The sequence below is a fragment of the Microbacterium oleivorans genome (genome assembly GCF_001644225.1).
GTDB classification, from domain to species: Bacteria; Actinomycetota; Actinomycetes; order Actinomycetales; family Microbacteriaceae; genus Microbacterium; species Microbacterium gawkjiense.
In genome coordinates this window covers 83,656-109,247 of record NZ_LSTV01000002.1, presented here as the reverse complement: position 1 = coordinate 109,247, position 25,592 = coordinate 83,656, and the positions used below count along the sequence as shown (strand labels likewise).

Sequence of the window (25,592 nt, the reverse complement as noted above, 5' to 3'; positions counted from 1 at the left end):
GTAGTGGGCGGGTGTCGCCGTCGTCCACACCGCCTGAGGCTCCCGCGGCGGTCAGTCCTCGATCGTGAGGCCGACGGTGTAGGTGGCGTCGGTTCGGCCGACGACCAGCAGGGCGAACCCGGGTCGTGCGTCGGCGGGGACGGTGACCTCCGTGTCGAGGCGGCCGTCCTCGATCGGCGCGGTGCCGAGCACACGGGATGCGCCGTCCTGGCGCAACTCGACGGTCACCTCCCGCCAGGCCGCCTCCCCCGAGGGGTCGTTCGGAGTGTCGTTGCAGACGGTCCATCCGGCGCCGGTGAGGTCGACGGTCTCGCCGGGAGCCGCCGTCTCGGGTGACACCGTCAGAGTCGGCGCCTCGCACGCGCCGTGCGCCGTGCCCCCGGCCAGGACGCCGCCGCTGCAGCCGGCGAGGGCGACGGCCACGATGGTCGCCGCGAGCACCGACCCCCGCCGGCGCATCAGCCGAACATCCCGAACTCCGCCGACCCGTGCCCGCCGGTGGCCTGCGCATCGGCCGCCGCGTCGCCGCCGAACAGCACGCGCGAGATGCCGCGGGTGTCCTCGAGCATCGCGTCGAGCGCCACGGCGAGGTCGTCGTCGGTCACGTCGCGGTCGTCGCTGACGGCGCGCAGCACCGCCCGGCGGATGACCTCCTTGACGAAGGATGCCGTGACCCCCTCGGCGCGCTCGGCGGCCGTCGCGAGGGCCTCGGCCGACAGCGGCAGGCCGCCGCCGTAGACCTGGAACAACTGCTGCCGCGCCGGCAGGTCGGGCAGCGGGATCTCGAGCGCGAGGTCCACGCGGCCGGGGCGGGCGGCCAGCGCCGGCTCGAGGATCTCGGCCCGGTTCGTGGTGAGGACGAATGCGACATCGGCGTCGCCGTCGAGGCCGTCGAGCGCGTCGAGCACCTCGAACAGCAGCGGCTGCAGACCGAAGTCGCCGCGGTCGGCGGCGACGAGGTCGACGTCCTCGAGCACGACGAGCGCGGGGCTCATCGCCCGGGCGAGCGCCGCCGCCTCGCCGATCAGTCCGAGCGCCGCGCCCTGCAGCAGCACGACCGTCGTGCCCGGCGTCTCGTGGATGAGGTGGCGGATGGTCAGCGTCTTGCCCGTGCCGGGAGGGCCGTACAGCAGCACGCCGCGCTTGAGGTGCTGCCCCCGCGCACGCAGGTCGCCTGCCCTGCCGCCGATGTCGACGACGTGCGCACGGATGCGGTCGAGCAGCCCGTCGGGCAGGATCACCTGATCGGCGGTCACGGTCGGTCGCTCGAGGAACGTCATCTTGCCGATGCCGTGGTGCCCGAACTCGCCGCGCGCGAAGCTTACGACGTTGCCGCGGACGACACTGAGCTCGGCCATCAGTCGGCGCACCTCCGCGAGCAGGCCCGACGCGACCTCGGGCGACGCCGCCACGACGTCGAGCGTCGCGGTCTCGCGACCCGTCTGCGGGTCGGCCGCGCGCTGCAGGGCGGCCACCGGCATCCCGTCGACACGGAAGAGGCGGAGCGCCGTCGACTTGGTCTGCCGGCTCGTGTCGGGCCCGGTCGGGACCGACACGTACTCGACCGGTCCCGGCTGGATGCGGGCGTAGGGCGAGGCGAGCAGGCCCGCGAACTCCTCGTGGCGAAGGTGCCGCCCGCCGCGCAGGCCGAGCACCTCCGCGTCGTCGCCGGCGAGCGCGTCGAGGGCGAGGTCGAGGTCGACGAGCCGGTGCGGCGGAACCGACTCCGACACCATCGGGAGCCCCGTCGGGTCGGCGCCGAGGTGGTCGGCTACCCGCTCACCGAGCGGGGTCAGTGGGGCGTCCTCGGCCTCCGGCATCCGGTTCAACCGCTGCACCAGGCGGTGCAGGTCCTTCAGGAAGTCGTCGTCGCGCGGGTCCATGCCCGCACTCTAGGGGACGGCGGTGACGTCACACCGCGACGGTCAGCCATTCGGCCCGCCGCACCCGCCAGCCCAGCGTCACGAGGCGCGCGAGCATGTAGACGCCGAAGAAGCAGACCGCGAGCCACGCGAGCCCGCCCGATCCGGTCGGGTGCACGGCGATCAGGATCACCAGCACCGGCAGGTACGGCACGAGGTTCAGGCCGCCGGCGATCGCGAGGTACTTCGCGTCACCGGCTCCCATGAGCACGCCGTCGAGCACGAAGACCACGCCGCAGATCGGCTGCGCGAGGGCGAGGACCAGGAGCGCCGGCTGGATGAGGGCGGCGAGCTCCGGATCGCCGGTGAACGCGAGACCGATGACCCCCGACAGACCCGCGATCAGTGCGCCGACGATGACCCCGAACCAGGCGCCCCACGCGACCGTGCGGCCGAGCACACGGCGCACGAACGGTTCGTCCTGCGCGCCCAGCCCGCGGCCGATCAGCGCCTGCGCCGCGATCGCGAGCGCGTCGAGGGCGAAGGCCGCCGTCGAGAAGATCGTGAACGCGACCTGCCATCCGGCCAGCTCGTCGATGCCGAGACCCGTCGCGACGCCGACGGTCGCGAGCAGCGCCGCGCGCAGCGAGACCGTCCGCAGGAACAGCCACCCGCCCGACCGCGCCGACCCGCGCACGCCCTCACGCTGAGGGAGGACGGATGCCGAGTGCCGCCGCGCGAGGCGTCCGATGACCACGGCGTACGCGGCGACCATGCCCCACTGCGCCGCGACCGTGCCGGCGGCCGACCCCGCGATACCCCACCCGAACCCGTAGATGAACAGCCAGTTCAGAAGTGCGTTGGCGCCGAAGCCGAGCCCCGCGATCCACAGCGGGGTGACCGTGTCCTGCATGCCGCGGAGCAGTCCCGTCGCGGCGAAGACGATGAGCATGGCGGGCAGGCCCCACATCGACAGCGCGAGGTAGGTCACCGCCTGCTCGGCGACGTCGCGCGACGGCCCGAAGAGGTCGACGAGCCACGGTGTCGCGAGCGAGCCGGCGAGGGCGAGCAGCGCCCCCAACCCGAGGGCGAGCCACAGCCCGTCGATCCCGACGCTGACGGCGCTGCGACTGTCGCCCGCACCGAAGCGCCTCGCGACGGCGGGCGTCGTCGAGTAGGCCAGGAAGATCATCAGTCCGACGATCGTCTGCAGCACGGCGCTCGCGATCCCGAGCCCGGCGAGCGGGACGACACCGAGGTGTCCGATCAGGGCGGCATCCACGATGAGGAACATCGGCTCGGCCACGAGCGCCCCCAGCGCGGGGACGGCCAGGCGCAGGATCTCCCGGTTCAGGGTCTGCGCGGCCATGGATTTCAGCCTAGGGGTGGGCGGCGACGCGGCCCGCCCTCAGCCGGTGCGCGGCTCGTACCGGCGCGGCAGGTGCGTGCGGGCGACGAGGTCGCGGAGCGCCTCGAGCGAGCCGGACACGAGGCCCGCCGCGCGCGCCTGCACGAGGATGTTGCCGAGCGCGGTCGCCTCGACGGGGCCGGCGAGCACCGGCACGCCCGCGCGATCGGCGGTCCGCTGGCACAGCAGCTCGTTCAGCGCGCCGCCGCCGACGACGTGGATGACGCGGACGTCGACTCCGCCGACGCGGCCCGCCTCGTGCGCCACGTCGGCGAACGCCTGCGCGAGCGACTCGACGATGCTGCGGGCGATCTCGGCGCGACTCCGCGGCGCGGCCACGCCGTGCTCGGCGCACCACGCGGCGATGCGCGCGGGCATGTCGCCCGGCGGGAGGAAGCGCGGATCGTCGACGTCGAAGACGGCGACGGGCTGCCGCACCGCCGCAGCGGCCTCCAGCAGGTCGCCGAGCTCGACGGCCTCGCCCTCACGCTGCCAACCGCGCACGGTCTCGCTGAGGATCCAGAGCCCCATGACGTTGCGCAGCAGACGGATGCGGCCGTCCACACCGCCCTCGTTCGTGAACCTCGCCTCGCGGGCCGCCGCCGTCAGCACGGGGCGCTCGACCTCGACACCGACAAGTCCCCACGTGCCGCAGGAGATGTAGGCGGCGTCCCGCGACGCCAGGGGCACGGCGACGACGGCGGATGCCGTGTCGTGCGACCCGACGGCCGTCACCGTGGCCTGCGCGCCGAGGGTGGCGGCGACCTCCGTCGACAGGTCGCCGATCGCCTCACCGGGCGAGACCAGCGGTGCGAGCAGGCGCGGCGACAGGCCGAGCGCGGCGATCAGGTCGGCATCCCACTCGCCCGTGTCGGCGCGGAGCAGTCCCGTCGTCGACGCGTTCGTGCGCTCGGTGCGCGCCTGCCCGGTGAGCCAGAACCCGATCAGGTCGGGGATGAGGAGCGCGTGGTCGGTGAGCGCGAGCAGGTCGCGGTCCTCGGCGGCGAGCTGGTACAGCGTGTTGAACGGCAGGAACTGCAGCCCGTTGCGGGAGAACAGCACCTCGTGCGGGTGCGTTCCGTGCACCGCCTCGACGCCGCGCGCGGTGCGCTCGTCGCGGTAGTGGAAGGGTTCGCCCAGCAGGCGCGATCTCGCGACGAGGCCGTAGTCGACGGCCCACGAGTCCACGCCGATGCTCGCGACGTTCGCGTCGCCGCGCAGGGCCTCGCGCAGTCCGTCGAGGACCGATCCGTAGAGGCCGAGCAGGTTCCAGTGCAGGCCGTCGGGCAGGCGTACCGGCTCGTTCGCGAAGCGCGCGACGGTGGTCGTCTCGAGGGTGTCCGCCCCGACCCGGCCGACGATCACCCGTCCGCTCGTGGCGCCCAGGTCGACGGCCGCGACCGTCCCCGGTGCGCCGCTCACGAGGACAGCGCCGCGAGCCGTGCGGCGAAACGAGCGAGGGTGAGGGATGCGGCATCCCCCTCGTCCGGACGGTTCAGGTGCCCGTGGTCGGTGCCCGGCTCGATGACGTGCTCGACTTCGCGGCCGGCGGCGGCCAGGGTGCGCGCGAAGTGCTCGCTCGAGACCCGCAGTTCGTCCACGTCGCCCGCGACGATGAGCGTCGGCGGGAACTCGGCGAGCTCGTCGGCCGTCGCGAGGCCCGGGATCGCGGCCAGCGGAGCGCCCACGACCGATCCGCCGAGGTAGTTCTCGTACATGCCGAGCACGGCGTCGCGGCCGAACCGGTCCGCCTCGGGCTGCGCGTCGAGTGCGGCCCGCAGCGCCTCGTCGGGGTCGGGCTGCTCGGCGAGCAGCGTCGGATAGGCCAGCAGCACGAGCGCCGGCAGCGCGCGGTCGTTCGCGATGAGGCGCAGCACGGCGCCGGCCGCGATGTTGGCTCCGGCGCTCGCCCCACCGATCGCGAGGCGTGCCGGATCCACCCCGAGCGTCGCGGCCTCGGTGTGCAGCCAGTCCCACACCGCGAGCGTGTCGTCGGATGCGGCGGGGAACCCGGCGCGATCGCGCCCGGGCTCGACCGCGGGCGGCTCCCACCCGTCCGGCAGCGGCGCGAGGCGGTAGTCGACCGAGAGGACCGTGGTCCCGGCATCCGCCAACGTCCGTGCGACGTGATCGGCCTCGGGCATGTCGATGTCGCCGGCGGCGAACCCGCCGCCGTGCAGCCAGACGAGTCCGGGCGTGGGGCGCTCGATCACACGCGCGGGATAGACGCGGACGAGGCCGCCGGCGGCGCCGTAGGGGGTGGGGGTGTTGCTCATCGGTCGATCATGCACCCCAGCCGGCCTGCGTGCCGCCGACGCGCTCGGCGGCGATCTTCTGCAGGTGACCGGATGCCGCGTACGCGGCCATCGGGTCGGCGGGAAGTCCGCGCGAGGCTCGCCACTCGGCCAGCGCCGGACGGACGTCGGTGTAGAACGCGTCCATGAGGATGCCGTTGGCCCCGAGGACGTCGTTGGCCTGCTGCGCGGCGTCGAGCGCGGCGCGGTCGACGAGGAGGGCGCGGGCCGTCATCTCCTGGACATTCAGCACCGAGCGGATCTGGCCGGGGATCTTGTCCTCGATGTTGTGGCACTGGTCGAGCATGAACGCGACGTCCGGGTTGTTCAGCCCCCCGCCGCGCACGACCTCGACGAGGATGCGGAACAGCTGGAACGGGTCGGCGGCGCCCACGATGAGGTCGTCGTCGGCGTAGAAGCGCGAGTTGAAGTCGAACGAGCCGAGCTTCCCGAGACGCAGGAGCTGCATGACGATGAACTCGATGTTCGTGCCGGGGGCGTGGTGGCCGGTGTCGAGGCAGACCATCGCGCGGTCGCCGAGGGCGGCCACCTGCGCGTACGACGTACCCCAGTCGGGGACGTCGGTGTGGTAGAACGACGGCTCGAAGAACTTGTACTCGAGCACGAGGCGCTGCTTCTCGCTCAGGCGGGAGTAGATCTGCTGGAGCGAGTCCTGCAGGCGGTCCTGCCGGCCGCGCATGTCGTTCTGGCCGGGGTAGTTCGAGCCCTCGGCGAGCCAGATCTTGAGGTCGCGCGACCCCGTCTGGTGCATGATGTCGATGCACTCGAGGTGGTGGTCGATCGCCTTGCGGCGGATGGCCTCGTCGTGGTGGGTGAGGGCGCCGAACTTGTAGTCCTCGTCCTGGAACGTGTTCGAGTTGATCGTGCCCAGCTGCACCCCGAGGTCCTCCGCGTGACGGCGGAGCGCCGCGTAGTCGTCGACCTTGTCCCACGGGATGTGCAGTGCGACGCTCGGAGCGAGCGCGGTGAAGCGGTTGACCTCGGCGGCATCCGCGATCTTCTCGAACGGGTCGCGCGGGGTGCCCGCCGTCGCGAACACGCGGAACCGCGTGCCGGAGTTGCCGAACGCCCAGCTGGGCAGCTCGATGCCCTGGCCTTCGAGCTGGGTGAGGATCTCGGGGGAGAGCGTGGTCATGACGGGTCGCTTTCTGAGGGGGCGTCGGCGGCGGCCGCCAACTGGTCGTGCAGGTTGAAGACTTCGACGAGCGGGGTCGCCGCCTGGTCGGGGCGGCCCTCGAGGCCGACGAAGAAGCGGCTCATCTCCGCCTCCCACCGCGCGGCGACGGGCGAGGCGGCGAGGTAGGCCTGCGCGGCCGTGTCGTCGTCGACCTCGTAGTAGCCGAACAGGCGACCGCCGTCGCCGAGGAAGAGCGAGTAGTTGCGACGACCCGCGGCGGCGATCTCGGCGAGCATCTCGGGCCAGACCGGGGTGTGGCGGGCGACGTACTCGTCGACCAGTGCGGGGTCGATCTGCAGCTGGAAGGCGACGCGGTGCATGTCACTCCTTCGTGAGCGCGGGTCGTTGATCGGGGAAGCGTTCTATGAAACGATTCAAGAATCAGAACAGTAACGTGGGTCCGAAGCATCCGTCAAGGCAGGTCACGTGGCAGTCAGTGTGAAGGACGTCGCTCGCACCGCGGGCGTCTCGGTGGGGACCGTGTCGAACGTCCTCAACCGTCCGGCGAAGGTCGCCCCGGCGACCGTCGAACGCGTGCACGCCGCGATCTCGGAGCTCGGTTTCGTCCGCAACGACGCCGCCCGGCAGCTGCGCGCCGGCCGTAGTCGCACGATCGGACTGGTCGTGCTGGACTCGGCCAACCCGTTCTTCGCCGAGGTCGCCCGTGGCGCCGAGGAACGCGCCGCCGAGCACGGGGTGATCGTCCTCTTCGGCAGCAGCGGACAGGATGCCGCCCGCGAGAACACGTACCTGGACCTGTTCCGCGAGCAGCGCGTCAACGGCGTGCTGCTGACCCCGATCGCGCTCGACGAGACGCGCGCCGCGATGCTCGAGACCGCCGGGGTGCCCGTCGTGCTCCTCGACGCCGAGGCCGACGGCGACCTGCCCTCGGTGGCCGTCGACGACGTCGAAGGCGGCTACCTGGCCGTGCAGCACCTGTTGCAGCAGGGGCGCCGCCGCATCCTCTTCGCCGGGGGCCCGGCATCCGTCCGCCAGGTGGCGGACCGCCTCGACGGTGCCCGGCGCGCGCTCGCCGAGGTGCCGGAGGCCACGCTCGAGGTCGCCTCGACCGACGAGCTCACGGTGCTCGCGGGGCGGCTCGTCGGCGAGCAGCTCGCCCACCGCGCCGCGGCCGACCGGCCCGACGGCGTGTTCTGCGCCAACGACCTGGTGGCCGTCGGGGTGCTGCAGGGGGCCGGCATCCTCGGATCGCTCCGCGTGCCCGAGGACCTCGCCCTCATCGGCTACGACGACATCGACTTCGCCCAGTCCACGGTCGTGCCGCTCAGCTCCATCCGCCAGCCCGCGCGCGAGATCGGCGCCGCCGCCGTCGACGCGCTGTTCGCCGCCCTGGAGGACCCGGATGCCGCGCCGCAGCGCATCCGCTTCCGCCCCGAGCTCGTCGTCCGGGCCTCCACCGGGGGGTGAGGTGCGGCGGGGCACTGTCGTCGTCGGCGAGCCTGCGGCGGGTCGGGCGGCGGGGCTGAGCTTCGGCGCGCGGCACTGTCCGCGGAGATCGACGCTGTCCGCGGCGTGTCGGGCGGAATCCGAGCGAGTTTCCCTGCGAATCTCCGCGGTTCGTGCCGCAGGGCTGTGGGCGGGATGCCGAGAGGGGCGAGGTGCCGGAGCGCTCGCGCCTGCGTGATCCGGACGTCGGTGAGGCGTCGCGCCGCACCAATCGCGGGGTTTTGGCGCAGCCGGCGGCGTGCGGCGCTGCCTCGGCCGCGTTCCGCTCGGATATCCGCGGTTCGTGCCGCGCGGCTCTCGGGGCGATCACCGGCATCCGTTGACACGATTCAACACCGCGCCTAGGCTCGGGGTGCGCACGGGGGAAAGCGCATTCCGTCGAGAGTTCAAGGATGAACAGCATGAGAAGACCCGTCCGCACGACCGTCGTCGCCGCGCTCGCCGCCGCGGCCCTCCTGGTCCCGGCGCAGGCCGCGATCGCCCACCCGGGACACGGTCCCGGCAAGCCGAATCCCGGCGCCTCGCCGCAGCTCGAGAAGCTCGACCGCGGCCTCGTCGCGCTGCCGGGCGAAGGCGGCATCCACCTCACGTGGCGCCTCTTCAAGAACGAGGCAACCGGCGCCTCTGCGACCGGCCTCACCGGCACCGACTTCGTCGTGAAGCGCGACGGCAAGCGCATCGCGACGGTCACCGACTCGACCACCTACGTCGACCCGGACGGCACCGATCGCTCGCGCTACACGGTCTCGCCGCTGCAGGGGAAGCGCGAGGGCAAGCCGTCCGAGAAGGTCGCGGTGCAGGGGTCGCCGTTCCTCGACATCCCCCTCACGAAGCCCGCCGACGGCGTCACGCCGGCCGGCGAGGCATACACCTACTCCGCGAACGACGTGTCGGTCGGCGACGTGGACGGCGACGGTGCGTACGAGTACGTCGTCAAGTGGGACCCCTCGAACTCGAAGGACGTCTCGCAGGTCGGCTATACCGGGCCCGTCTACATCGACACGTACGAGCTCGACGGCACGCTGCTGAACCGCATCGACCTCGGTGTGAACATCCGCGCCGGTGCGCACTACACGCAGTTCCTGGTCTACGACTTCGACGGTGACGGCAAGGCCGAGATCATGATGAAGACGGCGCCGGGTACGAAGAGCACGGAGTACAAGAAGGGCAAGGCCAAGAAGGCCGAGTTCGTCACGATGCCGAAGGCCGACCGCAAGGCCGGCTACTCGCACTCCGACGACTACCGGCTGAGCGCCGAGGACTACGCCTCCCATCTCGCCGACGTCTTCCAGGGATGGTCGGAGCGGCCCGAGGTCGTCTCGGGTCAGTGGCCCGCCACGCTCGAAGAGGCCTTCGGCACCGAGCCGACGCACGACTACCCGCTGTCGCGCGCCGACGCGGAGGAACTCGTCGATTACTTCATCGACGTCTACGCGCCGTCGCGCTCCGCGCGCAACGTGCTGCGGAACTTCGAGGGCTTCATCGTCGACGGTCCCGAGTACCTCACGGTGTTCGAGGGCAAGACCGGCAAGGAGCTCGAGACGGTCCGCTACGAGCCGGGTCGCGGTGACGACGGCCTCCTGTGGGGCGACTACGCGATGTCGCGCATCGAGCCCGGCAACCGCGTCGACCGCTTCCTCTCTGGCGTCGCGTACCTCGACGGGAAGCGTCCGTCCGCGGTGTTCGCCCGCGGCTACTACACGCGCTCGACCGTCGCGACGTACGACTGGAACGGCAAGCACCTCGTGAAGCGCTGGTTCGTCGACAGCGGTCACGTGCCGATGACGAACCCGTTCAACGACGGGCCGCACGGCCGCGACGGCACCGACCCCGAGTACGGCACGCTGACTACGCAGGGCTTCCACAGCCTGAGCGCCGCCGACGTCGACGGCGACGGCAAGCAGGAAATCGTCTACGGCTCCGCGACCCTCGACGACGACGGCGGGCTGCTGTACTCCTCGTTCGACACGATGCCCGCGGGCAGCGCGACGCCCGGCGAGAACGTGCGTCTCGGCCACGGTGACGCGATGCACGTCGGCGACTTCGACCCGAACCGCCCCGGCAAGGAGATCTTCACCGTGCACGAGGGTGGCGCGTACGCCCCGTACGGGACGGCGATGCGGGATGCCGCGACCGGCGAGGTGCTCTTCGGCGCCTACTCCGGTCGCGACACCGGCCGCGGCATGGTCGGCGACGTCCGCCCCGACGTCCCGGGTGTCGAGGCCTGGTCGAGCATGCCCGCGGGGACGGATGCCTCGGGTCTCCTCTCCGCCGACGGCGACGTCCTGCAGTCCACGAACCCCGGCACGAACATGTCGATCCGCTGGGCCGGCGACCTGACGACGCAGATCGTGAACGGCGCGCAATCCGTGACCCCCACGATCGACGACTGGACGCGCGGGACGATGCTCACGGCATCCGGGACCCTCACCAACAACGGCACGAAGGGCAACCCGTCGCTCGTGGCCGACGTGCTGGGGGACTGGCGCGAGGAACTGCTCGTGCGCACGGCGGACTCGTCGGCACTGCGCATCTACGTCTCGACCGAGCCGACGGAGCACAAGCTCTACACGCTCATGCACGACCCGCAGTACCGGGCCGAGATCGCGCGTCAGCAGACGACGTACAACCAGCCCGCGTACACGGACTTCTACCTCGCGTCCGACATGTCGTTCGCGAAGGTGCCGCTGCGCTGATCGGTGACGTGAGAAGGGGCGGATGCCGGTGGCATCCGCCCCTTCTTCGTATGCGCTCGGGCGCGAGATCGGGCGCGACAGCGCGCGTTCGTGCCGAGAGCGACCCTTGCTACCACGCAGCAGCCGGCGCGCTCGGCACGAAGTGGCGCTCTCGCGCGAGCGACCCGTCAGCGCGAGCGCACGAGCGCGGTCATCGCGCGCTGCCAGTCGCGCAGCTGCCACATCGGGTGGTGCGGGGCGGCGTTCGAGCAGAGGACGACGCCCCACACGCCGCGGTCCAGGGCGGTGCGGATGCCGTGTTCCGCCAGCTCGCGACCGGTCGCCGATTCCTCGAACCCGCCGTGCAGCGGCGTGTAGCCGACCCAGCCCTCGCCGATCACCGCGGGCACGCCCTGCCAGCGCGCCCATTCGGCGATCGCGATGACGCGGGACTCGATCTCGCGGTGCATCACCTCGGCGTAGCGCGGGTACTCGGCGTCGAGCCACGCGTCCCAGGCGGCGGCATCCACCCAGTCGTAGCCGTAGACCATCTGGTCGGTGACGACCGTGGCGCGCAGCTTCCACTCGGCGGGGCGACCGTACTCCGCGGGCGTCGGGGCGTCGGCGCGCAGCAGGGCGCGCAGTTCGGCGTTCGGGAAGTCGTCGCTGCCCTCCGAACGGATGTCGACGCGGCTCTGCAAGGCATCGAGCACGCCGTAGCTGTACACGTGGAACTGCGCCGCTCCTAGCCCGTCGGGCACCCGGTGCATCGCGAGGTGGGGCGGTTTGCCGTACCCAGCCGTGACGAGCAGGTCGGGATGCCGCGCCCGCAGCCGCACGACCTCGGCCGCCCCGCCGTCGGCCGGCGCCGGGAGGATCGAGAAGTCGACCTCGTTGTGCAGTTCGACGAGGGCGATGAGGTCGCGGAACCCGCGCTCGTCGATCCACGCGAGCATCCGATCCCAGGCGGCGCCGAGCACGGCGTACCGGTGGTCGAGCGGCACGGCGTCGATCGCCTCGAACCAGCGGGGGGATGCCGCGAACGCGGGCGACTGCTGGTACTCCCAGCTCGCGAGGATCAGCACGAGCCCGTGCCGCCGCGCCGCGACGAACAAGGCCTCGAGGTGCGCGTACAGGTCGAGCGCGTAGCCGCCGGGGGTGTCGTACCAGCGGGTGCGCTGACCGTAGTATCCGCCGGATGCCGCGGGTCCGAGGCCCTCGATCTCGAGGTGATGTGCGAGGTCGTCCACCCCGAGGTCGCCGAACAGCAGCAGGGGAGCGGCGCAGATGCGGATCGCGTTGTAGCCGAGCGCAGCGGCCTCGGCGCAGGCGGCATCCAGGTCGGCGTACACGTCGCCCTCGCCGGCGCGGGTGTACCAGGAGAAGTCCCACAGGGTGATCGCGAGCCGGTCGGGCAGATGCGGGGGGATCGGACCGGTGCGTGCGTACGGACCGTCGGGCAGTGTCCCGGAACCCAGGTAGCGCTCGGTCATGCGTCCATCCTCACGGGTGAGAGCGCGCGACCGTCGGCGGCGAGCGCACGCAGCCGGTCGGCGAGCCGACGCCGGCGTTCGGCGGTGTCGAGATCGAACACGAGCAGTTCCGGCAGCGACGTCGCGAAGTAGTCGACCTCGTCGGGCGTTGCTTCGAGCTGCGCGGCCCGCGCGTCGAGCGCCGCCCACACCGCCTCCGCGGCAGCCCCGTCGCCGAGGCGTGCGTGCGCGATCCCGATCCAGAACGTCGCCTCATCGGCGGGCCGCGGTGCGACGGCGAGCGGTGTCGTCGCGCGCGCCCGCTCCCACGCCGACCGGGCGGCCGCCTCGTCCCCCGCGAGCCGGTACGCGTCGCCGAGCGCGACGAAGCGCTCCGCCTGCGGGACGGCGGGATGCCGCCCCTCGCCCAGGTTCGCCGGAGCGTCGATCCCTTCGGTCAGCAGCGCGACGGCGGCATCCGCTCGTCCCTCGTCGCAGGCCCGGCGCGCGAGCAGGCACGCGGCGCGGTCGTACGCGGCGATCACGACACCCTCGCCGCCCTCGAAGGGGCGGAAGGTCCGTGTCGTGAGGATCCGCCACGCGTCGTCGAGCCGTCCCGCGTCCAGCAGCAGGCCGATGCGAGCGACGGCGAGGTCGTCGCGGGCGTCGAGCGCGGCGGGATGGCGTTCGAGCAGCGCGAGGCGGGTGGCGGCATCCGTTCCCGTCAGCTGCGCGAGCAGGTCGCGCTCGAGCACGAGTCGGGGATCGGCGCGACGGGCGAGCGCGTCCTCGTACAGGGCGACGGCGTCGTCGGGGCTGCCGCCGGTGCGGACGGTCGCGAGGGCGAGGTTCCGGAGGACGACGGGGTCTTCGCTGCCGAGCTCCCGCCCCCGCAGGAGCGTCGCCCGGGCGTCCGCGTCCCGCCCGGCGTCGAGCAACCAGGCGCCGAGCATCCCCGCGGCGGCGGTCGAGCCGGCGGCGGCGCCAGCGACGAGGGCATCGTGCTCGTCGAGGCCGGCGGGGAAGGCACCGCCGAGACCGAGGGCGTCAGCCGCCGCGCGCTCGGCGGCGGCGAGGTCCGTGAGGCCCGCGGCATCCGCCCATGCGGCACGGACGACGCGGCGGACCGGCTCGAGACGGCCGAAGCCCGCGACGCCGCCGACAGCGGTCGCGGTCGCCGCGAGTGCGGCATCGAACTCGCCCGAGCGCGCGAACTCGGCGCCCGCGTCGAGCGCCGCACGCGGATCGGCGGGGGCCTCGCCGCCGGCGAGGAGGACGGTGAGCGGGTCGAGCGGGTCGGCGGCGACGAGGGCCTGCAGCAGCGCCGTCGCCTCGTCCGCCCGTCCGAGCCGGCGCAGCGCGAGCACGCGCAGGCGACGAGCCTCGGGGATCCCTACGGCGGCATCCGCGAGGCGCAGTGCGTCCGCCGGTCGTCCCCCAGCGAGCGCCAGTCGGGCGCGGGCGAGGGATGCCGGAGCCGCCCACGCCGCGTTCCACGCCGCGCGCGCGAAGCGCCGGTCGGCCTCGGCACGCTCGCCGAGGCGCTCGAGCGCGAGCCCGAGCAGGTAATGCGCCTCGCCGTCGCGCGGGTTGAGGTTGCGACGGGTCTCGCGCGCGACGGCCGCCTCGAGGTGCTCGCGCGCCGCCTCGTACTCGGCCCGCGCCAGGTGCCACGCACCGAGCATCGTGCGGGCGCGCGCGTCGCCGGGATCGCGGCGCAGCGCCTCGCGCAGGTAGGGGAGGGGAGACCGGGTCGGATGCCGGTACTGCAGCAGATGCGTCGCCGTGAGCAGCAGCTCGTCGGTGCCCGTGATGGCCTCGGGCGGCTCCGGCGCCGTGGCGGCCCACGGCTCACCGGCGTCGGTGTCACGGCGGACCCAGCGCACGAGCTCATCGTCCCCTGCGACCACCGACACCGCCCGGGCGGTGCCGGCGACCTCGACGAGCCCGGGCGCGTCGGGCCCGATCGACACGTCGACGCTCTCGCTGTCGCCGCCCTCGATCTCGACCTCGACGCGAGCCGCTCCGTGCGCGCGCGTGGCGAGGACGCCGACGCGCGAGCGGCCACCCTCGCTCGTGACCGAGACCGCGGCATCCGTCGTCGCCTGTCGTACCGGACCGATGGCGTGGATGGGGAACCAGTGCTGCGAGAACGTCTTCGTCTCGCCGGGTAGGAGCCACGCGAAGTCGGGCTGGTTGTCGGTGTAGACGCCGGCCATGAGCTCGACGTACGGGCCGTCGGTGTCGGTGAGCTGGTCGTCCCACGCGCGCCCGATGGGGCCGTCGCCCCACGTCCACTGCTTCTTGCCGGGCGAGATCGCGGGGTCGGCCCAGTGGACGAAGCCCGCGTCGGCGGTGTGGTCGTAGCCGCCGAAGAAGCCGTCCTCGGTGTCGGTGATCATGTACGAGGTCGGCACCGGGATGTTGCTGTAGACGTCGATCCGGTCGGCGTCCGCGCGCTCGGCGGCGAGGGCGGGGTAGTCGACGCCGTAGTACGGCCGGTCGGCGCGGGGGAACGCGGTGATCGCGCGGCGGGCGTGGTCGGCGACGTAGCGGACGTCGTCGGGGAAGAACGACTGGTACCGCTCGTGCGACCGGGCGGCGACGTTCGCCCACCACAGGAACGTCTGCGGCACGTCGGTGCGGTTGTGCAGGCGCACGTCGAGCTCGACGAGCGACGACCCCGGGCGCAGCCGCACGCCGTGGACGCCCCGCATCCGCTGGAGCGGGTCGAGGTCGCTGTGCCAGACGACCGCGGCGCCGTCGTCCTCGCGCTCGATGCGGCTGTCGACGGGCAGGAACGTCGCCGGCCGGTGGTGCTGCGGCCAGTTGAACTCGACGCCGCCCGAGATCCACGGGCCGGCGAGACCGACGAGCGCGGGCTTGATGACGTTGTTGCGGTAGAAGAAGTCGTAGCCGGCGACCTTGTCGTAGCCGATGTGGATGCGGCCGCCGAGCTCGGGCAGCAGCATGAGTCTCACGTACGCGTTCTCGAGGTGGATCGCCCGCCACGCGCGGGGCTGCTTCTCGTGCGAGATCGACTCGATCATCGGCAGCGGATAGAGCCGCCCGCTCGAGCCCTGGTACACGCGCCGGTCGAGGAAGGCCGGGTAGGGGTCGGGGTCGCCCGGCTCGTACGTGTCGATGACGACGTCCTCGGCCCAGCACGCTACGCCGCCGGCCTTGAGCAGCGCCCGCTGGTCGGCGGGGGCGTCGGGGAGGTGGATGCGGCTGGTCGCGGCGGCGTCGTCGTTCACGGTGCGAATCTACGTCCCGGTCGCGCGGCGGGCCATGGCCGATCACGGCACGGACATGGATGATCCGATGATCACCTGCGCCATGATGGGGGCATGGAGCGCGCGGACGGTTTCGAGCATCAGCGACTCAGCGTCGTGCCCCGTCCCCTCGTCGAGGCCGCCCTGTCGCGCCCCGTCACCCGGCGCATCGTCGTGACCGATGCGGGCTACTTCCCCCGGGCGTCCGAGCACGGGCGGCACCGGCCCGCCGGGGCCGCCGAGACGATCGTGATCGTCTGCGTCGCGGGATCGGGCTGGGTCGAGACCGATGGTCAGCGGATGCGGGTGGGCACCGCAACCGCGATTGTGCTGCCCGGCGGCATCCCCCATTCCTACGGCGCCGACAGGGACGATCCCTGGACGATCTGGTGGTGTCACGTCCGCGGGACGGACGTCGGCGAACTGCTGGAGGCGGCCGGGGTGACGCCGGAGAGGGTGACGCTGTCGCTCCGTGGTGTGGAGCGGGTCACGGCGCTGCTGGACGAGATCTCGACGTCGCTGGCGCGCGACACGACGCCGGCGCGGCTGATCGCGGCATCCGGGATGGCGTGGCGTCTGTTCACGCAGCTGGCCGTCGACCGGCTGCTGCCCGAGCACGGCACCCCGCTCGAGCGCGCCCTGCGCTACCTCGAGGAGCGTGTCGACGGGAACGTCCACGTCGGGGAACTCGCCGCGATGGTCGGCGTCTCGCCCTCGCACCTCGCCGCCCTCTTCCGCGACGCGACCGGCGGGGGCGTGATCGCGCACCACCTCGCACTGAAGATGGCGCGCGCCCGCCATCTGCTGGACACGACGGATCTGCCGGTGGCCGAGGTGGGGCGGCGCGTCGGTGTCGACGACCCGTTCTACTTCTCGCGGCGGTTCCGCCTCACCCACGGCGTCGCGCCGACGGCGTATCGCGAGCAGCGCAAGGGGTGAGCGGGGTCAGCCCTTCGTGGCGCTGGCGGTGACCCCGTCCACATCCGCCTGCTCATGCTGCAGCTGTTCAGCCGCAGGGCTCGTCGACCACACCCGGTCGAGCCGTCCGTCGCGCGTCGTGTACACACCGATTCCCGGGACGCCCCAGTTGGCGAGGACGGCGCTGGTCTCGTCCCCGTCGGAGGAGACGGTGGTGGTCGAGCCGACGGAGCCGACCGTGAGGGTCAGGTCGCCGTCGATCGCGATCGTGGACCCGACGAGATCGCAACCGGGTTTACCGACGGCGGCGAGGTCCTCGATCGCGATTGTGGTGACCGGACAGGCGTCGAGGTCGTCGCCCCCGGCCGGGACCGTCACGCCCCGTCCGCCCGTGCAGCCGACGAGGACGAGAGCGAGTCCGACCGAGGCGGATGCCGAGAGCAGAGAACGGGCAGGCACCGCCTCAGGTTATCGGGGCGATCCGCACCGACGTCGTCAGCTCTCCGACCGGCCGCGTGCGCGACTCGGCATCCGGACGGGCTGCTGCGTGCCGGCATCCGCCCCGTGCTCTGTCTCGAAGGCCGCGACGGCTGCGCGGTGCTTCGCGAGCTGCCCAAAGCCCACGACGATCCATCCGATCGTGAGCCCCAGGAACGCGAAGCCCGAGATGTCGGAAGGGTCGGCGGCGATGAGCAGCCCGGAGAGGACGAGCCAGAGTGCCCCGCCGATGAGCAGGACGCGCCCCCACGTCCGCGTGCGGTCGATCCGCATGCGCTGAAGGATGAGCGACTCCATGGAGCCGATCGTGCCACCCGACGTGGCTCGCGTCGAGGCGCTCGCACCCCCGACCGCCCAGATCATGTGCTCGCAACAAAAGCCGAGGTCGTGAACCGTTCATATCGTGTGGTCTCGGCGAGATCACATGATGTGGACAGGATGCCGGGCGGCGCGGCCCGTGAAAGCGCGCGTGCGTGCCGAGAGCGCCTGCTCGTGACTGGCTTTTGCGTGCGCTTTGGGCACGAGAGCGCGCTCTCGCGAACCCGCACGCACGCACACCCCACTCACGCGTCGCCCCGCCCGCGCGTTCCACGCCCGCGCACACGCCCCCGCGCCCGTCAGCGCCCCGCGACCACCGCGTTGTCGATCGCGTCGAGGTCGACGCCGGGGCGCGAGACGGCGTTCGTGAGCAGCACCCACGCGATCCCCGCACTCGGGTGCACCCAGAACTCGGTGCCGGCCCAGCCGCCGTGGCCGTAGACGTCCTGGTCGATGAGGCCGGGCGCGCGCGAGCGGAGGTTCCACGTGAACCCCCAGTCCTGCCCGCGCTCCGCGATGTACGGCTCGAGCCGCGGGATGTCGCCCGTCAACGGGCGGCGCATCATCGCCAGCGTCGCCGGCTGCAGGATGCCGCCGGTCGCCCCGCCCTCGATGCGCAGCAGCTCCGAGCCCAGCCGCAGCAGATCCTCGGCGCGGCCGACCATGCCCGCGCCCGGATGCCGAATCGCGGCGAACCGCGCCATGTCGACACCCGAACGCGCGGCGTCGACCACCTCGACGGCACCCGCGTGGTCGAGGCTGAGCCCGTCCGCGCCGATCTCGCCGGCCCATTGGCCGACGGCATCCGCCCACCCCTGCCCGGTCGCGTGCTCGACGAGCGCCGCGATGCCCTCGAACGCGAGCGACGAGTAGCGCGAGGCGCTGCCCGCGACGAAATCACGCCCGCGGGTGATCAGTTCTTCGCGCAACGGCGTCACCGGGTCGAGGGGCGGCTCGGCGATCCCGGCGGTGTGCGACACGAGATGCCGCAGCAGCACGGTGTCGTCGCGCCCCGAGCCGAACTCCGGCACCGCGGCCCGGAGCGGCGTCTCGGTCGTCAGCAGCCCGCGCTCGATCGCCCGCGCCGCCGCGATCCCGAGCAGGGGTTTGGTGATCGAGAAGAGCGGGTACCGAGCGGATGCCGGGGCCCCGAACCCCTCGAGCGCGACCGTCCCGTCCGCGGTCGCCACGCCGAGCACCGCGGACGGCAGTCGGCCCGCCTCGACGTGCCCGCGGACGAGATCGAACGCGGCGCTCACGCGGACGGCACCCGCAGCACGCCGTTGCGGCGGTGCGGCAGACGCGCCAGCGACGCCTCGCGCAGCGGCTCGGGGAGCAGCGCCTCGGGCGCGTCCTGGAACACGACCGGGCGCAGGAACCGGCGGATCGCGGTCGCTCCGACCGAGGTGTGCAGCGACGTCGTCGCGGGCCACGGCCCGCCGTGCTGCTGCGACCACGTCACCGCCACGCCCGTCGGCCAGCCCGCGAAGAGCACCCGACCGGCGCGCAGCTGCAGCAGCTCGAGCACCTCGGCGACGTCCTCGCCCGCCTCGCTGTGCAGCGTCGCGGTGAGGCTGCCCGGCACCGCGTGCAGCGCGCGCAGCAGTTCGGCCTCGTCGTTGTAGCGGACGAGCAGGGTCACGGGTCCGAAGACCTCGGCGAGCAGCGTCTCCGCACGCTCGGCGACGGCGGCGGCATCCGTCGTCAACACCACGGGGCGCGCGCCGTCGGGCGTCTCGGCACCGTGGGCGAGCACCTCGACCGACGGGTCGGCCTCGAGGTCGCGGATGCCGTCGGGGAACGCGGTCGTGATGCGCTCCGTGAGCAGCGGCCCGCCCGCCGCGCCGGCGACGGCGTCGGCCACGAGCTGCTCGATGCCGGCATCCCGGGGGATGAAGACGACACCCGGCTTGGTGCAGAACTGGCCGGCGCCGAGGGTGAACGAGCCGACGAGACCCGACGCGAGCGCCGCGCCGCGCGCTTCCGCCGCGCCGGTCGTGACGACGACCGGGTTCACACTGCCGAGCTCGCCGTAGAACGGGATCGGGTCGGGTCGTCCGCTCGCCAGGTCGAACAGTGCGCGTCCGCCCGAGAGCGACCCGGTGAAGCCGGCCGCCTGGATGACGGGGTGCTGCACGAGCGCGTTCCCCGCCTCGCGGCCCTCGATCAGGGCGAGCGATCCGTCCGGCGCGCCCGCGGCGCTGAGCGCCTCGATCGCGATCGCGGCGGTGCGCTCCGACAGCTCGGGGTGGCCTGAGTGCGCCTTCACGATGACGGGGTTGCCGGCCGCGAGGGCCGAGGCCGTGTCGCCGCCGCAGACCGAGAACGCGAACGGGAAGTTGGATGCCGAGAACACGGCGACCGGGCCGACGCCGACCAGCAGGCGGCGCAGCTCGGGGCGGGGCGGGGTGGCCGCGGCATCCGCGTCGTCCACCGTCAGCTCGAGGTACGAACCCTCGCGGACGACCGAGGCGAACAGGCGCAGCTGGCCTGTCGTGCGGCCGACCTCGCCGCGCAGGCGCACGGCGCCGAGGCGGGTCTCGCGGTCGGCGATCGCGACGAGCTCGTCGGCGTTCGCGTCGAGCGCGTCGGCGATCGCGCTCAGCCAGCGGGCGCGGTCGTCGGCGGACGAGGTGCGCCAGATCGGGGCGGCGGCCGCGGCGGCGTCGGTGAGGTGGGTGAGCTCTTCGGGAGACGTGGTCATCTCAGTCCTTCCGGTGGGTGAAGCGCAGTCCGAGGCCCTCGTGGGGCACCTCGGTCAGGGTTCCGTCGGCGACCGCGACGGGGGAGGGGCCCTCGAGCGCACCGAGGGCGCCGAACGCGGCATCCTCGATGTCTTCGACGAGGACCTCCTGCGGCAGGGTCAGGGCGATCTGGCCCGACAGTTCGGGCAGCAGGTGGGGGTGCAGGTCGACGCCGGCGGCGTGGGCGTCGCCGGCGATCTCGAGGAACGGGGTGATCCCGCCGACCCGCACGATGTTCGGCTGCACGACCTGCGCCGCGCCCGAGCGCACGAAGTCGTCGAAGCGGTAGCGGGTGTGCACGTTCTCGCCGAGCGCGATCGGCACACCCGATCCGGCCCGCAGGCGCCTCGCGAGCTCGATGTGCCCGGCGAGGTCGTCGGCGCGCAGCGGCTCTTCGATCCAGGCGATGTCGGATGCCGCGAGTGCCTCGACGGCGGTCGTCGCCCGGTCGAGGTCCCACCGCTGGTTCGCGTCGACCATGAGCGCGCGATCGGGTCCGATCACGTCGCGCACGGCGGCGACGCGCTCGACGTCGCGCGCGAGGTCGGGGCTGCCGACCTTCATCTTCACGGCGCCGAAGCCGGCATCGACCCAGCGCCGCGCCTGCGCGAGCAGGTCGTCGAGCTCGTAGTGCAGGTTGATGCCGCTGCCGTAGGACCGCACCGACTCGCGGCGGCGACCGATCAGGGTCGAGACCGGGGCTCCGGCGGCGCGGGCTGCGGCATCCCACAGGGCGAGGTCGAGCCCCGCGATCGCGATCGTCGTCAGCCCACCGCCGCCCGCCTCGTGCAGGTGGCGCCACAGCTCGGGCCAGATCTCCGCCGGGTCGGCCGAGCGGCCGACGGCGAAGGCGGGGATGTCGTGCTGCAGCAGCGCGAGCACCGCCTCGGCGCCGATCTGCGGGGTCCAGGAGAAGCCCCACCCCTCGGCGCCGTCCGAGCGCACCACGTGGGTCGCGATGACGCCGACCGAAGTGACGTCCGCGGCCCACGGGCGCGTCAGCGGCACCCGGATGAGCCGGGCGTCGAACGAGGCGATCGAGGTCACAGCAGTGCGCGACCCGCGGCGAGGATCTCGGCGAGGCGGGCCTCCTGCGCGGGCGTCGGGTCGACGAGCGGCGCGCGGACCGAGCCGACCGGCAGGCCCTCGAGCCGCAGCCCGGCCTTGATGAGCGAAACGCCGAAGCCCGGGGTCTCGTCACGGAGGGCGACGAGCGGCGCGTAGAAGCCGTCGAGGATCGCCAGGCGACGCGCCTCCTCGCCGTCGACGTACGCGCGGTAGTACGCGTTCGCGACGTCGGGGATCATCGCGAAGGCCGCCGACGAGTACAGCGGCACGCCGATCCCGCGGTACGCACCCTGGGTCAGTTCGGCGGTCAGCAGACCGTTGAAGAAGGCGAAGTCCTCACGCCCGGCATCCGCCACGGCACGGACGATCAGCTGCGTCGCACCGATGTCGCCGATGCCGTCCTTGAAGCCGACGACCTTCGGGTTCGCGGCGAGGGTGCGGATCGACTCCGCCGTGAACGCCGCCGAGCCGCGGTGATAGACGATGACGGGCAGATCGGATGCCGCGGCGATCGCCTCGACGTAGGCGACGAGCCCGCGCTGCGGGGCGCCCACCAGGTACGGCGGCAGGACGAGCAGCGCGTCGGCGCCGGCGTCGGCGGCGGAGCGCGCGACCTCGACCGCGTGGCCCAGCGGGCCGCCCGCTCCCGCGACGACGGGGACGCGGCCGGCGACCGCCGAGACCGCGGTGCGGACCACGAGCGCCGACTCGCTCGCGGACAGGGCGTGGAACTCGCCCGTGCCGCACGCGGGGAAGACGCCGCCGGCACCGGCATCCACTCCGGCACGGACGTGCTGGGTCAGGAGGTCGGTCTCGACGCGGTCCGCCGAATCGAAGGGGGTGACGGGGAAGAAGAGGATGCCGTCGAAGTTCATACCGGCACGTCCTTTCGATCGGTGGCGGCGTGCGGGAGCGGGATCGTGAGGGCGTCGCGCCAGGAGTGCTGCGGGCGCCACCCGAGCACGCGCGCCGCCTTGGCGTTGGAGAAGGCGGGCGAGGTGCCCGTCAGGGTGCGAGCGAGCTCCTCGGTGCCCGGGACGAACCGCGGCAGGAGGTCGGCCAGCGGGGCGTCGGCGAGGGCGTCGTCCGCGCCGACGAAGAACACCTCGGCGTTCGGGATGTCGGGGAGCGCCGCCAGCAGGAGGTCGGCGAACGACGCCACGTCGCGCGCGTCGACGTAGTTGAACAGCGCCGGGGCCGACAGCGCCGGGTCGGCGATGCGCTCGGCCACCGTGTGTCCCTGTTGGGTCGGTTCGCCCGCCCACTCCTCGGGAGCGATGACGTAGCAGGGGCGGAACGTCGCGTAGCGGACGTCGTCGCCGGTGCGCCGGTGCAGCATCGACACGGTCTGCTCGATCATGAGCTTCGACAGCGCGTACGCGTTCCACGGCCGCGGGGTCGAGGTCTCGTCGAGCGGCAGGGACTCGGGCAGCCAGCCGGACGGGTTGCCGTAGCCGAGGACGGTGGGGCTGGATGCCGCGACGATGCGTCCGATGCCCGCCTCGACCGCGCCGCCCAGCACCGAGACGGCGAGTCCGGTGTTCGTGCGCATGATGACGTCTTCGGGAGCGCTGAACGGCACCGCGATCGCGGCGAGGTGGACGAGGGAGTCCGCCTTCGTGCGAGCGAGCAGGTCACGGGTCGCCGCCGCGTCGAGGAGGTCGATCGAGATCTGCTCGACCCCGTCGATGCGCAGGTCGTCGGAGGGGGCGCGGTCGAGCGAGACGACCTCGTGCCCGCGGGCGGCGAGCCCGGCGACGAGGTTGCGGCCGAGCCGGCCCGAGCCGCCCGTGACGACGACGCGGCTCATTCGGTGTCCTGCAGGATCGTGACGCCGAGGTCGGCGACCTGCACGGGCAGGCCGGTCTCGAGCGAGCGGTTGCCGGCGATGCCGACCGCGATCGAGCGCACGCCGTCGGTCCAGTCCGCGGGGCGACCCAGCGGGTCGTCGACAGGCCCGGCGAAGACGTCGGCCAGCAGGAGGGCGTCGCCGCCGCCGTGGGCGGATTCACCCGAGACGATCGGGACCTCCACCGCCTCCTCCCAGTGGCGCTGCACCAGCAGGCGCTCGCCCATGGGACGCAGGCTCGAGCGGTCGGCATCCTGCACCGCACTCGGGTCGACGACCGGGTGCAGGCCGTCGCCAACGAGGACGGCTCCCCGCTCGACGACCTCGAGCTCGGCGCGGCCCTCGGTGCCGTTGATCGCGACGCGGTACCCCTCCCAGGGGGCGTGGGCGTTCAGCGAGTACGACAGGGTCGCGCCCTCGGAGTAGTCGACGATGAGGGCGAGGTTGTCCTCGATCGTGATGCCGGGGCCGAACACGTCGCGGTCGCGGACGTAGCCGTCGTGCTGCTCGGCGTCGAGGTACAGCGCCCGCAGGCGCTCGTCGCCGCGCAGGTCGAGCTCGAACGGGTCGCGCTCGCCGTCGTGCGTGCCGCGGTCGGGTCGGTCGCCGAGGCCCCGGGCCGCGGCGTTCTCGGCGCCGTAGAAGCGGAGGGCGCCGGACGCGAACACGCGGCGGGGGCGCTGCGCGATCCACCAGTTGACGAGGTCAAAGTGGTGGCTCGACTTGTGCACGAGGAGGCCGCCGGAGTGCTCCTTCTCGCGGTGCCAGCGGCGGAAGTAGTCCGCGCCGTGCTGGGTGTCGAGCATCCAGGAGAAGTCGATCGAGGTGACGCGGCCGATGCGTCCCTCGGCGATGACCTGGCGGAGAGCCGTGTTGCGCGGGGCGTAGCGGTAGTTGAACGTCAGGACGACGGAGCGTCCGGTGCGCTCGGCGGCCGCCTCGATGGCGGCGGCGCTCGCTGCGTCGATCGTGAGGGGCTTCTCGACGACGACGTCGGCCCCGGCATCCATCGATCGGACGATCAGCTCGGCGTGCAGGTCGTCGCGCGCGGTGACGATGACCCGCTCGATGCGCTCGGCGCGGATCATCTCCTCGAGCTGGTCGGGCTGCCAGGTGGTGGGGGCGGCGAGGCCGTGGCCGACGAGGCGGTCGACGTAGAACTGCGCGCGCGTCGGGTTCGGCTCGCAGATCGCGACGAGTTCGGCGCGGTCGCGGTAGTCGTCGGCGATGGCGTCCACGTACATCTGTGCGCGGTGGCCTGCGCCGACGAGGGCGTACCGGGTGGTCATGGCTCTCCTTCGTGCCGGACTCCTCCGAGCCGGGAAACCGGCTCAGGAAACGTTTTCTCGACGGTAGCACGGAACCCGCCGGGACCGCGAGGAGCGATCTTCGATCGTTTCAGCGCACGGGCGCGGCGGTCGTGCCGCGGAGGATGACCTCGGGCACGACGGTGTGGGTCGCCTCGGGTGACTCGCCCTGCAGCAGCGCGCGGAGGGCGCGCCACGCGAGCGCGCCGAGCTCGGCGGTCGGGACGGCGGCTGTCGTCAGGGCGGGGGAGGTGTAGCGCGCGAACGGGATGTCGTCGAAGCCGGCGATCGACAGGTCGCCGGGCACGCTCAGGCCGCGCTCGGTGGCGGCGCTCAGCAGACCCATCGCGGACAGGTCGTTGAACGCGAGCACCGCGGTCGCGCCGGAGTCGAGGACCGCGTCCAGGGAATCGGCGCCCGCGGCGAAGTCGACGCCCGCAGGGATCTCGACGATTTCGCAGCCGTCGAGCGTCGCCCGGGCGTCGTCGAGGGCGGCGAGGCGCTGGGCGTTCGACGCGCTGCGCTTGGCGCCGGCGAGGTAGGCGATGCGGCGATGACCCAGGCCGTAGAGGTGATCGATGACCTCGCGGAGCGGGGTGCGGTAGTCGGCGGCGACGCTCGGGGCGTCGCCCGCGCGGTTGACGAGCACGACGGGGGCGACCTCGGCGAGGACCTCGGCCAGGGCGGCATCCGACATACGCGGAGCGCAGAGCACGAGGCCGTCGGACCGGCGGCGGGACTCGAGGGCGAGCAGGCGTTCCTGCTCCTCGTGCTCGTCCGAGTCGGCGACGAGCACGTGGTAGCCGTCGGCGACGGCGGCGCGGCTGAGGCCGCGGAGCATGCCCTGGAACGTCGGGTTCGAGAGGTCGGGGACGACGACCGAGATCGTCTGCGTCTTGCCGAGGACGAGGCTGCGGGCGAGCGGGTTGGCGGAGTAGCCGAGCTCGGTGGCCGAGGCGCGGACGCGTTCGGCGAGGGCCGGGTCGACGGTCGCGTTGCCGTTCATGACGCGCGAGACGGTCGCCAGTGAGACACCGGCGTGCTTGGCGACGTCGGTGATCGTCGTCTGCTTGACCCCTGCCATCGGCTCCCCTTCGCGCCTGACCGGCGTGCGCGTCGCGCGTGTCGGTGTGGCCATACTATGCGAGGAAACGTTTTATGACGGGAGACGACGATGTCCGGATCTGCTGCTGACCGCGCCGCGAAACGCGGGCGGGTCGAGGCGGTGCGACGGGATGC

Annotated in this window: 21 protein-coding genes; 3 read left to right on the top strand and 18 right to left on the bottom strand. The window is 72.9% G+C overall.

The window, feature by feature from the left end:
• Positions 1-51: 51 nt before the first annotated feature.
• The 7 genes from AYL44_RS07090 to AYL44_RS07060 are packed head-to-tail and all read right to left on the bottom strand — an operon-like array spanning position 52 to position 7,082.
• A complete protein-coding gene (locus tag AYL44_RS07090; RefSeq protein WP_064002590.1) occupies positions 52-459 on the bottom strand; it encodes a hypothetical protein in 408 nt (135 codons plus the stop codon).
• A complete protein-coding gene (locus tag AYL44_RS07085) occupies positions 459-1,883 on the bottom strand; it encodes an AAA family ATPase (protein WP_064002589.1) in 1,425 nt (474 codons plus the stop codon). Before AYL44_RS07085 ends, AYL44_RS07090 begins: the two co-directional genes overlap by 1 nt.
• A gap of 28 nt (positions 1,884-1,911) precedes the next feature.
• Positions 1,912-3,231 (bottom strand): MATE family efflux transporter, encoded by a 1,320-nt coding sequence (locus AYL44_RS07080; protein ID WP_064002588.1) that lies wholly within the window; start codon positions 3,229-3,231, stop codon positions 1,912-1,914.
• Between the two features lie 39 nt (positions 3,232-3,270).
• On the bottom strand, positions 3,271-4,692 hold the full coding sequence (locus AYL44_RS07075) for a rhamnulokinase (protein ID WP_064002587.1): 1,422 nt from the start codon (positions 4,690-4,692) through the stop codon (positions 3,271-3,273).
• On the bottom strand, positions 4,689-5,546 hold the full coding sequence (locus AYL44_RS07070; protein WP_064002586.1) for an alpha/beta hydrolase fold domain-containing protein: 858 nt from the start codon (positions 5,544-5,546) through the stop codon (positions 4,689-4,691). Before AYL44_RS07070 ends, AYL44_RS07075 begins: the two co-directional genes overlap by 4 nt.
• Positions 5,547-5,553: 7 nt before the next feature.
• Positions 5,554-6,720, bottom strand: coding sequence for an L-rhamnose isomerase (gene rhaI / locus AYL44_RS07065; protein ID WP_064002585.1), 1,167 nt, complete (start codon positions 6,718-6,720; stop codon positions 5,554-5,556).
• Positions 6,717-7,082, bottom strand: a complete 366-nt coding sequence (locus tag AYL44_RS07060; RefSeq protein ID WP_064002584.1) for an L-rhamnose mutarotase — start codon at positions 7,080-7,082, stop codon at positions 6,717-6,719. Before AYL44_RS07060 ends, rhaI begins: the two co-directional genes overlap by 4 nt.
• Positions 7,083-7,188: 106 nt before the next feature.
• Between AYL44_RS07060 and AYL44_RS07055 the strand changes: the two genes are divergently transcribed.
• Both AYL44_RS07055 and AYL44_RS07050 read left to right on the top strand, forming a co-directional pair.
• Positions 7,189-8,190 carry a LacI family DNA-binding transcriptional regulator gene (locus AYL44_RS07055; protein ID WP_197471609.1) on the top strand — a complete coding sequence of 334 codons (1,002 nt, stop codon included), beginning with the start codon at positions 7,189-7,191 and terminating at the stop codon, positions 8,188-8,190.
• A 431-nt stretch (positions 8,191-8,621) separates the two neighbouring features.
• Positions 8,622-10,925: a rhamnogalacturonan lyase gene (locus AYL44_RS07050; protein WP_064002583.1), complete on the top strand. Its 2,304-nt coding sequence runs from the start codon at positions 8,622-8,624 to the stop codon at positions 10,923-10,925.
• 167 nt (positions 10,926-11,092) lie between these two features.
• On the opposite strand, the gene AYL44_RS07045 is transcribed toward AYL44_RS07050, so the two are convergent.
• Both AYL44_RS07045 and AYL44_RS07040 read right to left on the bottom strand, forming a co-directional pair.
• Positions 11,093-12,397, bottom strand: coding sequence for a cellulase-like family protein (locus AYL44_RS07045; RefSeq protein ID WP_064002582.1), 1,305 nt, complete (start codon positions 12,395-12,397; stop codon positions 11,093-11,095).
• Complete coding sequence (locus AYL44_RS07040) at positions 12,394-15,633, bottom strand: DUF5107 domain-containing protein (RefSeq protein ID WP_064002581.1); 3,240 nt, start codon at positions 15,631-15,633, stop codon at positions 12,394-12,396. The genes AYL44_RS07045 and AYL44_RS07040 overlap by 4 nt, the downstream gene beginning before the upstream one ends.
• Before the next feature lie 93 nt (positions 15,634-15,726).
• On the opposite strand from AYL44_RS07040, the gene AYL44_RS07035 reads away from it, so the two are divergent.
• Positions 15,727-16,590, top strand: a complete 864-nt coding sequence (locus AYL44_RS07035; protein ID WP_064002580.1) for an AraC family transcriptional regulator — start codon at positions 15,727-15,729, stop codon at positions 16,588-16,590.
• 6 nt (positions 16,591-16,596) lie between these two features.
• Here AYL44_RS07035 and AYL44_RS07030 read toward each other — a convergent pair whose 3' ends face one another.
• The 9 genes from AYL44_RS07030 to AYL44_RS06990 all read right to left on the bottom strand — a co-directional run bounded on the left by AYL44_RS07030 (position 16,597) and on the right by AYL44_RS06990 (position 25,437).
• The gene (locus tag AYL44_RS07030) at positions 16,597-17,028 is read right to left on the bottom strand and encodes a hypothetical protein (protein WP_064002579.1); all 432 of its coding nucleotides are present in this window, start codon (positions 17,026-17,028) and stop codon (positions 16,597-16,599) included.
• Between the two features lie 36 nt (positions 17,029-17,064).
• Positions 17,065-17,364, bottom strand: a complete 300-nt coding sequence (locus AYL44_RS07025; RefSeq protein WP_197471608.1) for a hypothetical protein — start codon at positions 17,362-17,364, stop codon at positions 17,065-17,067.
• Between the two features lie 320 nt (positions 17,365-17,684).
• Positions 17,685-18,644 carry a serine hydrolase domain-containing protein gene (locus AYL44_RS07020; RefSeq protein ID WP_064002577.1) on the bottom strand — a complete coding sequence of 320 codons (960 nt, stop codon included), beginning with the start codon at positions 18,642-18,644 and terminating at the stop codon, positions 17,685-17,687.
• Complete coding sequence (locus AYL44_RS07015; protein WP_064002576.1) at positions 18,641-20,089, bottom strand: aldehyde dehydrogenase (NADP(+)); 1,449 nt, start codon at positions 20,087-20,089, stop codon at positions 18,641-18,643. Before AYL44_RS07015 ends, AYL44_RS07020 begins: the two co-directional genes overlap by 4 nt.
• 1 nt (position 20,090) lies before the next feature.
• On the bottom strand, positions 20,091-21,176 hold the full coding sequence (locus AYL44_RS07010; protein WP_064002575.1) for a mandelate racemase/muconate lactonizing enzyme family protein: 1,086 nt from the start codon (positions 21,174-21,176) through the stop codon (positions 20,091-20,093).
• Complete coding sequence (locus tag AYL44_RS07005) at positions 21,173-22,072, bottom strand: 5-dehydro-4-deoxyglucarate dehydratase (protein WP_064002574.1); 900 nt, start codon at positions 22,070-22,072, stop codon at positions 21,173-21,175. The genes AYL44_RS07010 and AYL44_RS07005 overlap by 4 nt, the downstream gene beginning before the upstream one ends.
• Entirely contained in the window at positions 22,069-23,007 is a 939-nt protein-coding gene (locus AYL44_RS07000; RefSeq protein WP_064002573.1) for an NAD-dependent epimerase/dehydratase family protein, read from the bottom strand. Before AYL44_RS07000 ends, AYL44_RS07005 begins: the two co-directional genes overlap by 4 nt.
• A complete protein-coding gene (locus AYL44_RS06995) occupies positions 23,004-24,335 on the bottom strand; it encodes a Gfo/Idh/MocA family protein (protein ID WP_064002572.1) in 1,332 nt (443 codons plus the stop codon). The genes AYL44_RS07000 and AYL44_RS06995 overlap by 4 nt, the downstream gene beginning before the upstream one ends.
• A 109-nt stretch (positions 24,336-24,444) precedes the next feature.
• Positions 24,445-25,437: a LacI family DNA-binding transcriptional regulator gene (locus tag AYL44_RS06990; RefSeq protein WP_064002571.1), complete on the bottom strand. Its 993-nt coding sequence runs from the start codon at positions 25,435-25,437 to the stop codon at positions 24,445-24,447.
• Positions 25,438-25,592 lie beyond the last annotated feature (155 nt).

Coding starts and splice junctions, on each gene's coding strand:
- AYL44_RS07090 (WP_064002590.1), bottom strand. CDS start 459: ATGCGCCGGCGGGGGTCGGTGCTCGCGGCGACCATCGTGGCCGTCGCC.
- AYL44_RS07085 (WP_064002589.1), bottom strand. CDS start 1,883: ATGGACCCGCGCGACGACGACTTCCTGAAGGACCTGCACCGCCTGGTG.
- AYL44_RS07080 (WP_064002588.1), bottom strand. CDS start 3,231: ATGGCCGCGCAGACCCTGAACCGGGAGATCCTGCGCCTGGCCGTCCCC.
- AYL44_RS07070 (WP_064002586.1), bottom strand. CDS start 5,546: ATGAGCAACACCCCCACCCCCTACGGCGCCGCCGGCGGCCTCGTCCGC.
- rhaI (WP_064002585.1), bottom strand. CDS start 6,720: ATGACCACGCTCTCCCCCGAGATCCTCACCCAGCTCGAAGGCCAGGGC.
- AYL44_RS07060 (WP_064002584.1), bottom strand. CDS start 7,082: ATGCACCGCGTCGCCTTCCAGCTGCAGATCGACCCCGCACTGGTCGAC.
- AYL44_RS07050 (WP_064002583.1), top strand. CDS start 8,622: ATGAACAGCATGAGAAGACCCGTCCGCACGACCGTCGTCGCCGCGCTC.
- AYL44_RS07045 (WP_064002582.1), bottom strand. CDS start 12,397: ATGACCGAGCGCTACCTGGGTTCCGGGACACTGCCCGACGGTCCGTAC.
- AYL44_RS07035 (WP_064002580.1), top strand. CDS start 15,727: ATGGAGCGCGCGGACGGTTTCGAGCATCAGCGACTCAGCGTCGTGCCC.
- AYL44_RS07025 (WP_197471608.1), bottom strand. CDS start 17,364: ATGGAGTCGCTCATCCTTCAGCGCATGCGGATCGACCGCACGCGGACG.
- AYL44_RS07015 (WP_064002576.1), bottom strand. CDS start 20,089: ATGACCACGTCTCCCGAAGAGCTCACCCACCTCACCGACGCCGCCGCG.
- AYL44_RS07005 (WP_064002574.1), bottom strand. CDS start 22,072: ATGAACTTCGACGGCATCCTCTTCTTCCCCGTCACCCCCTTCGATTCG.
- AYL44_RS07000 (WP_064002573.1), bottom strand. CDS start 23,007: ATGAGCCGCGTCGTCGTCACGGGCGGCTCGGGCCGGCTCGGCCGCAAC.
- AYL44_RS06995 (WP_064002572.1), bottom strand. CDS start 24,335: ATGACCACCCGGTACGCCCTCGTCGGCGCAGGCCACCGCGCACAGATG.
- AYL44_RS06990 (WP_064002571.1), bottom strand. CDS start 25,437: ATGGCAGGGGTCAAGCAGACGACGATCACCGACGTCGCCAAGCACGCC.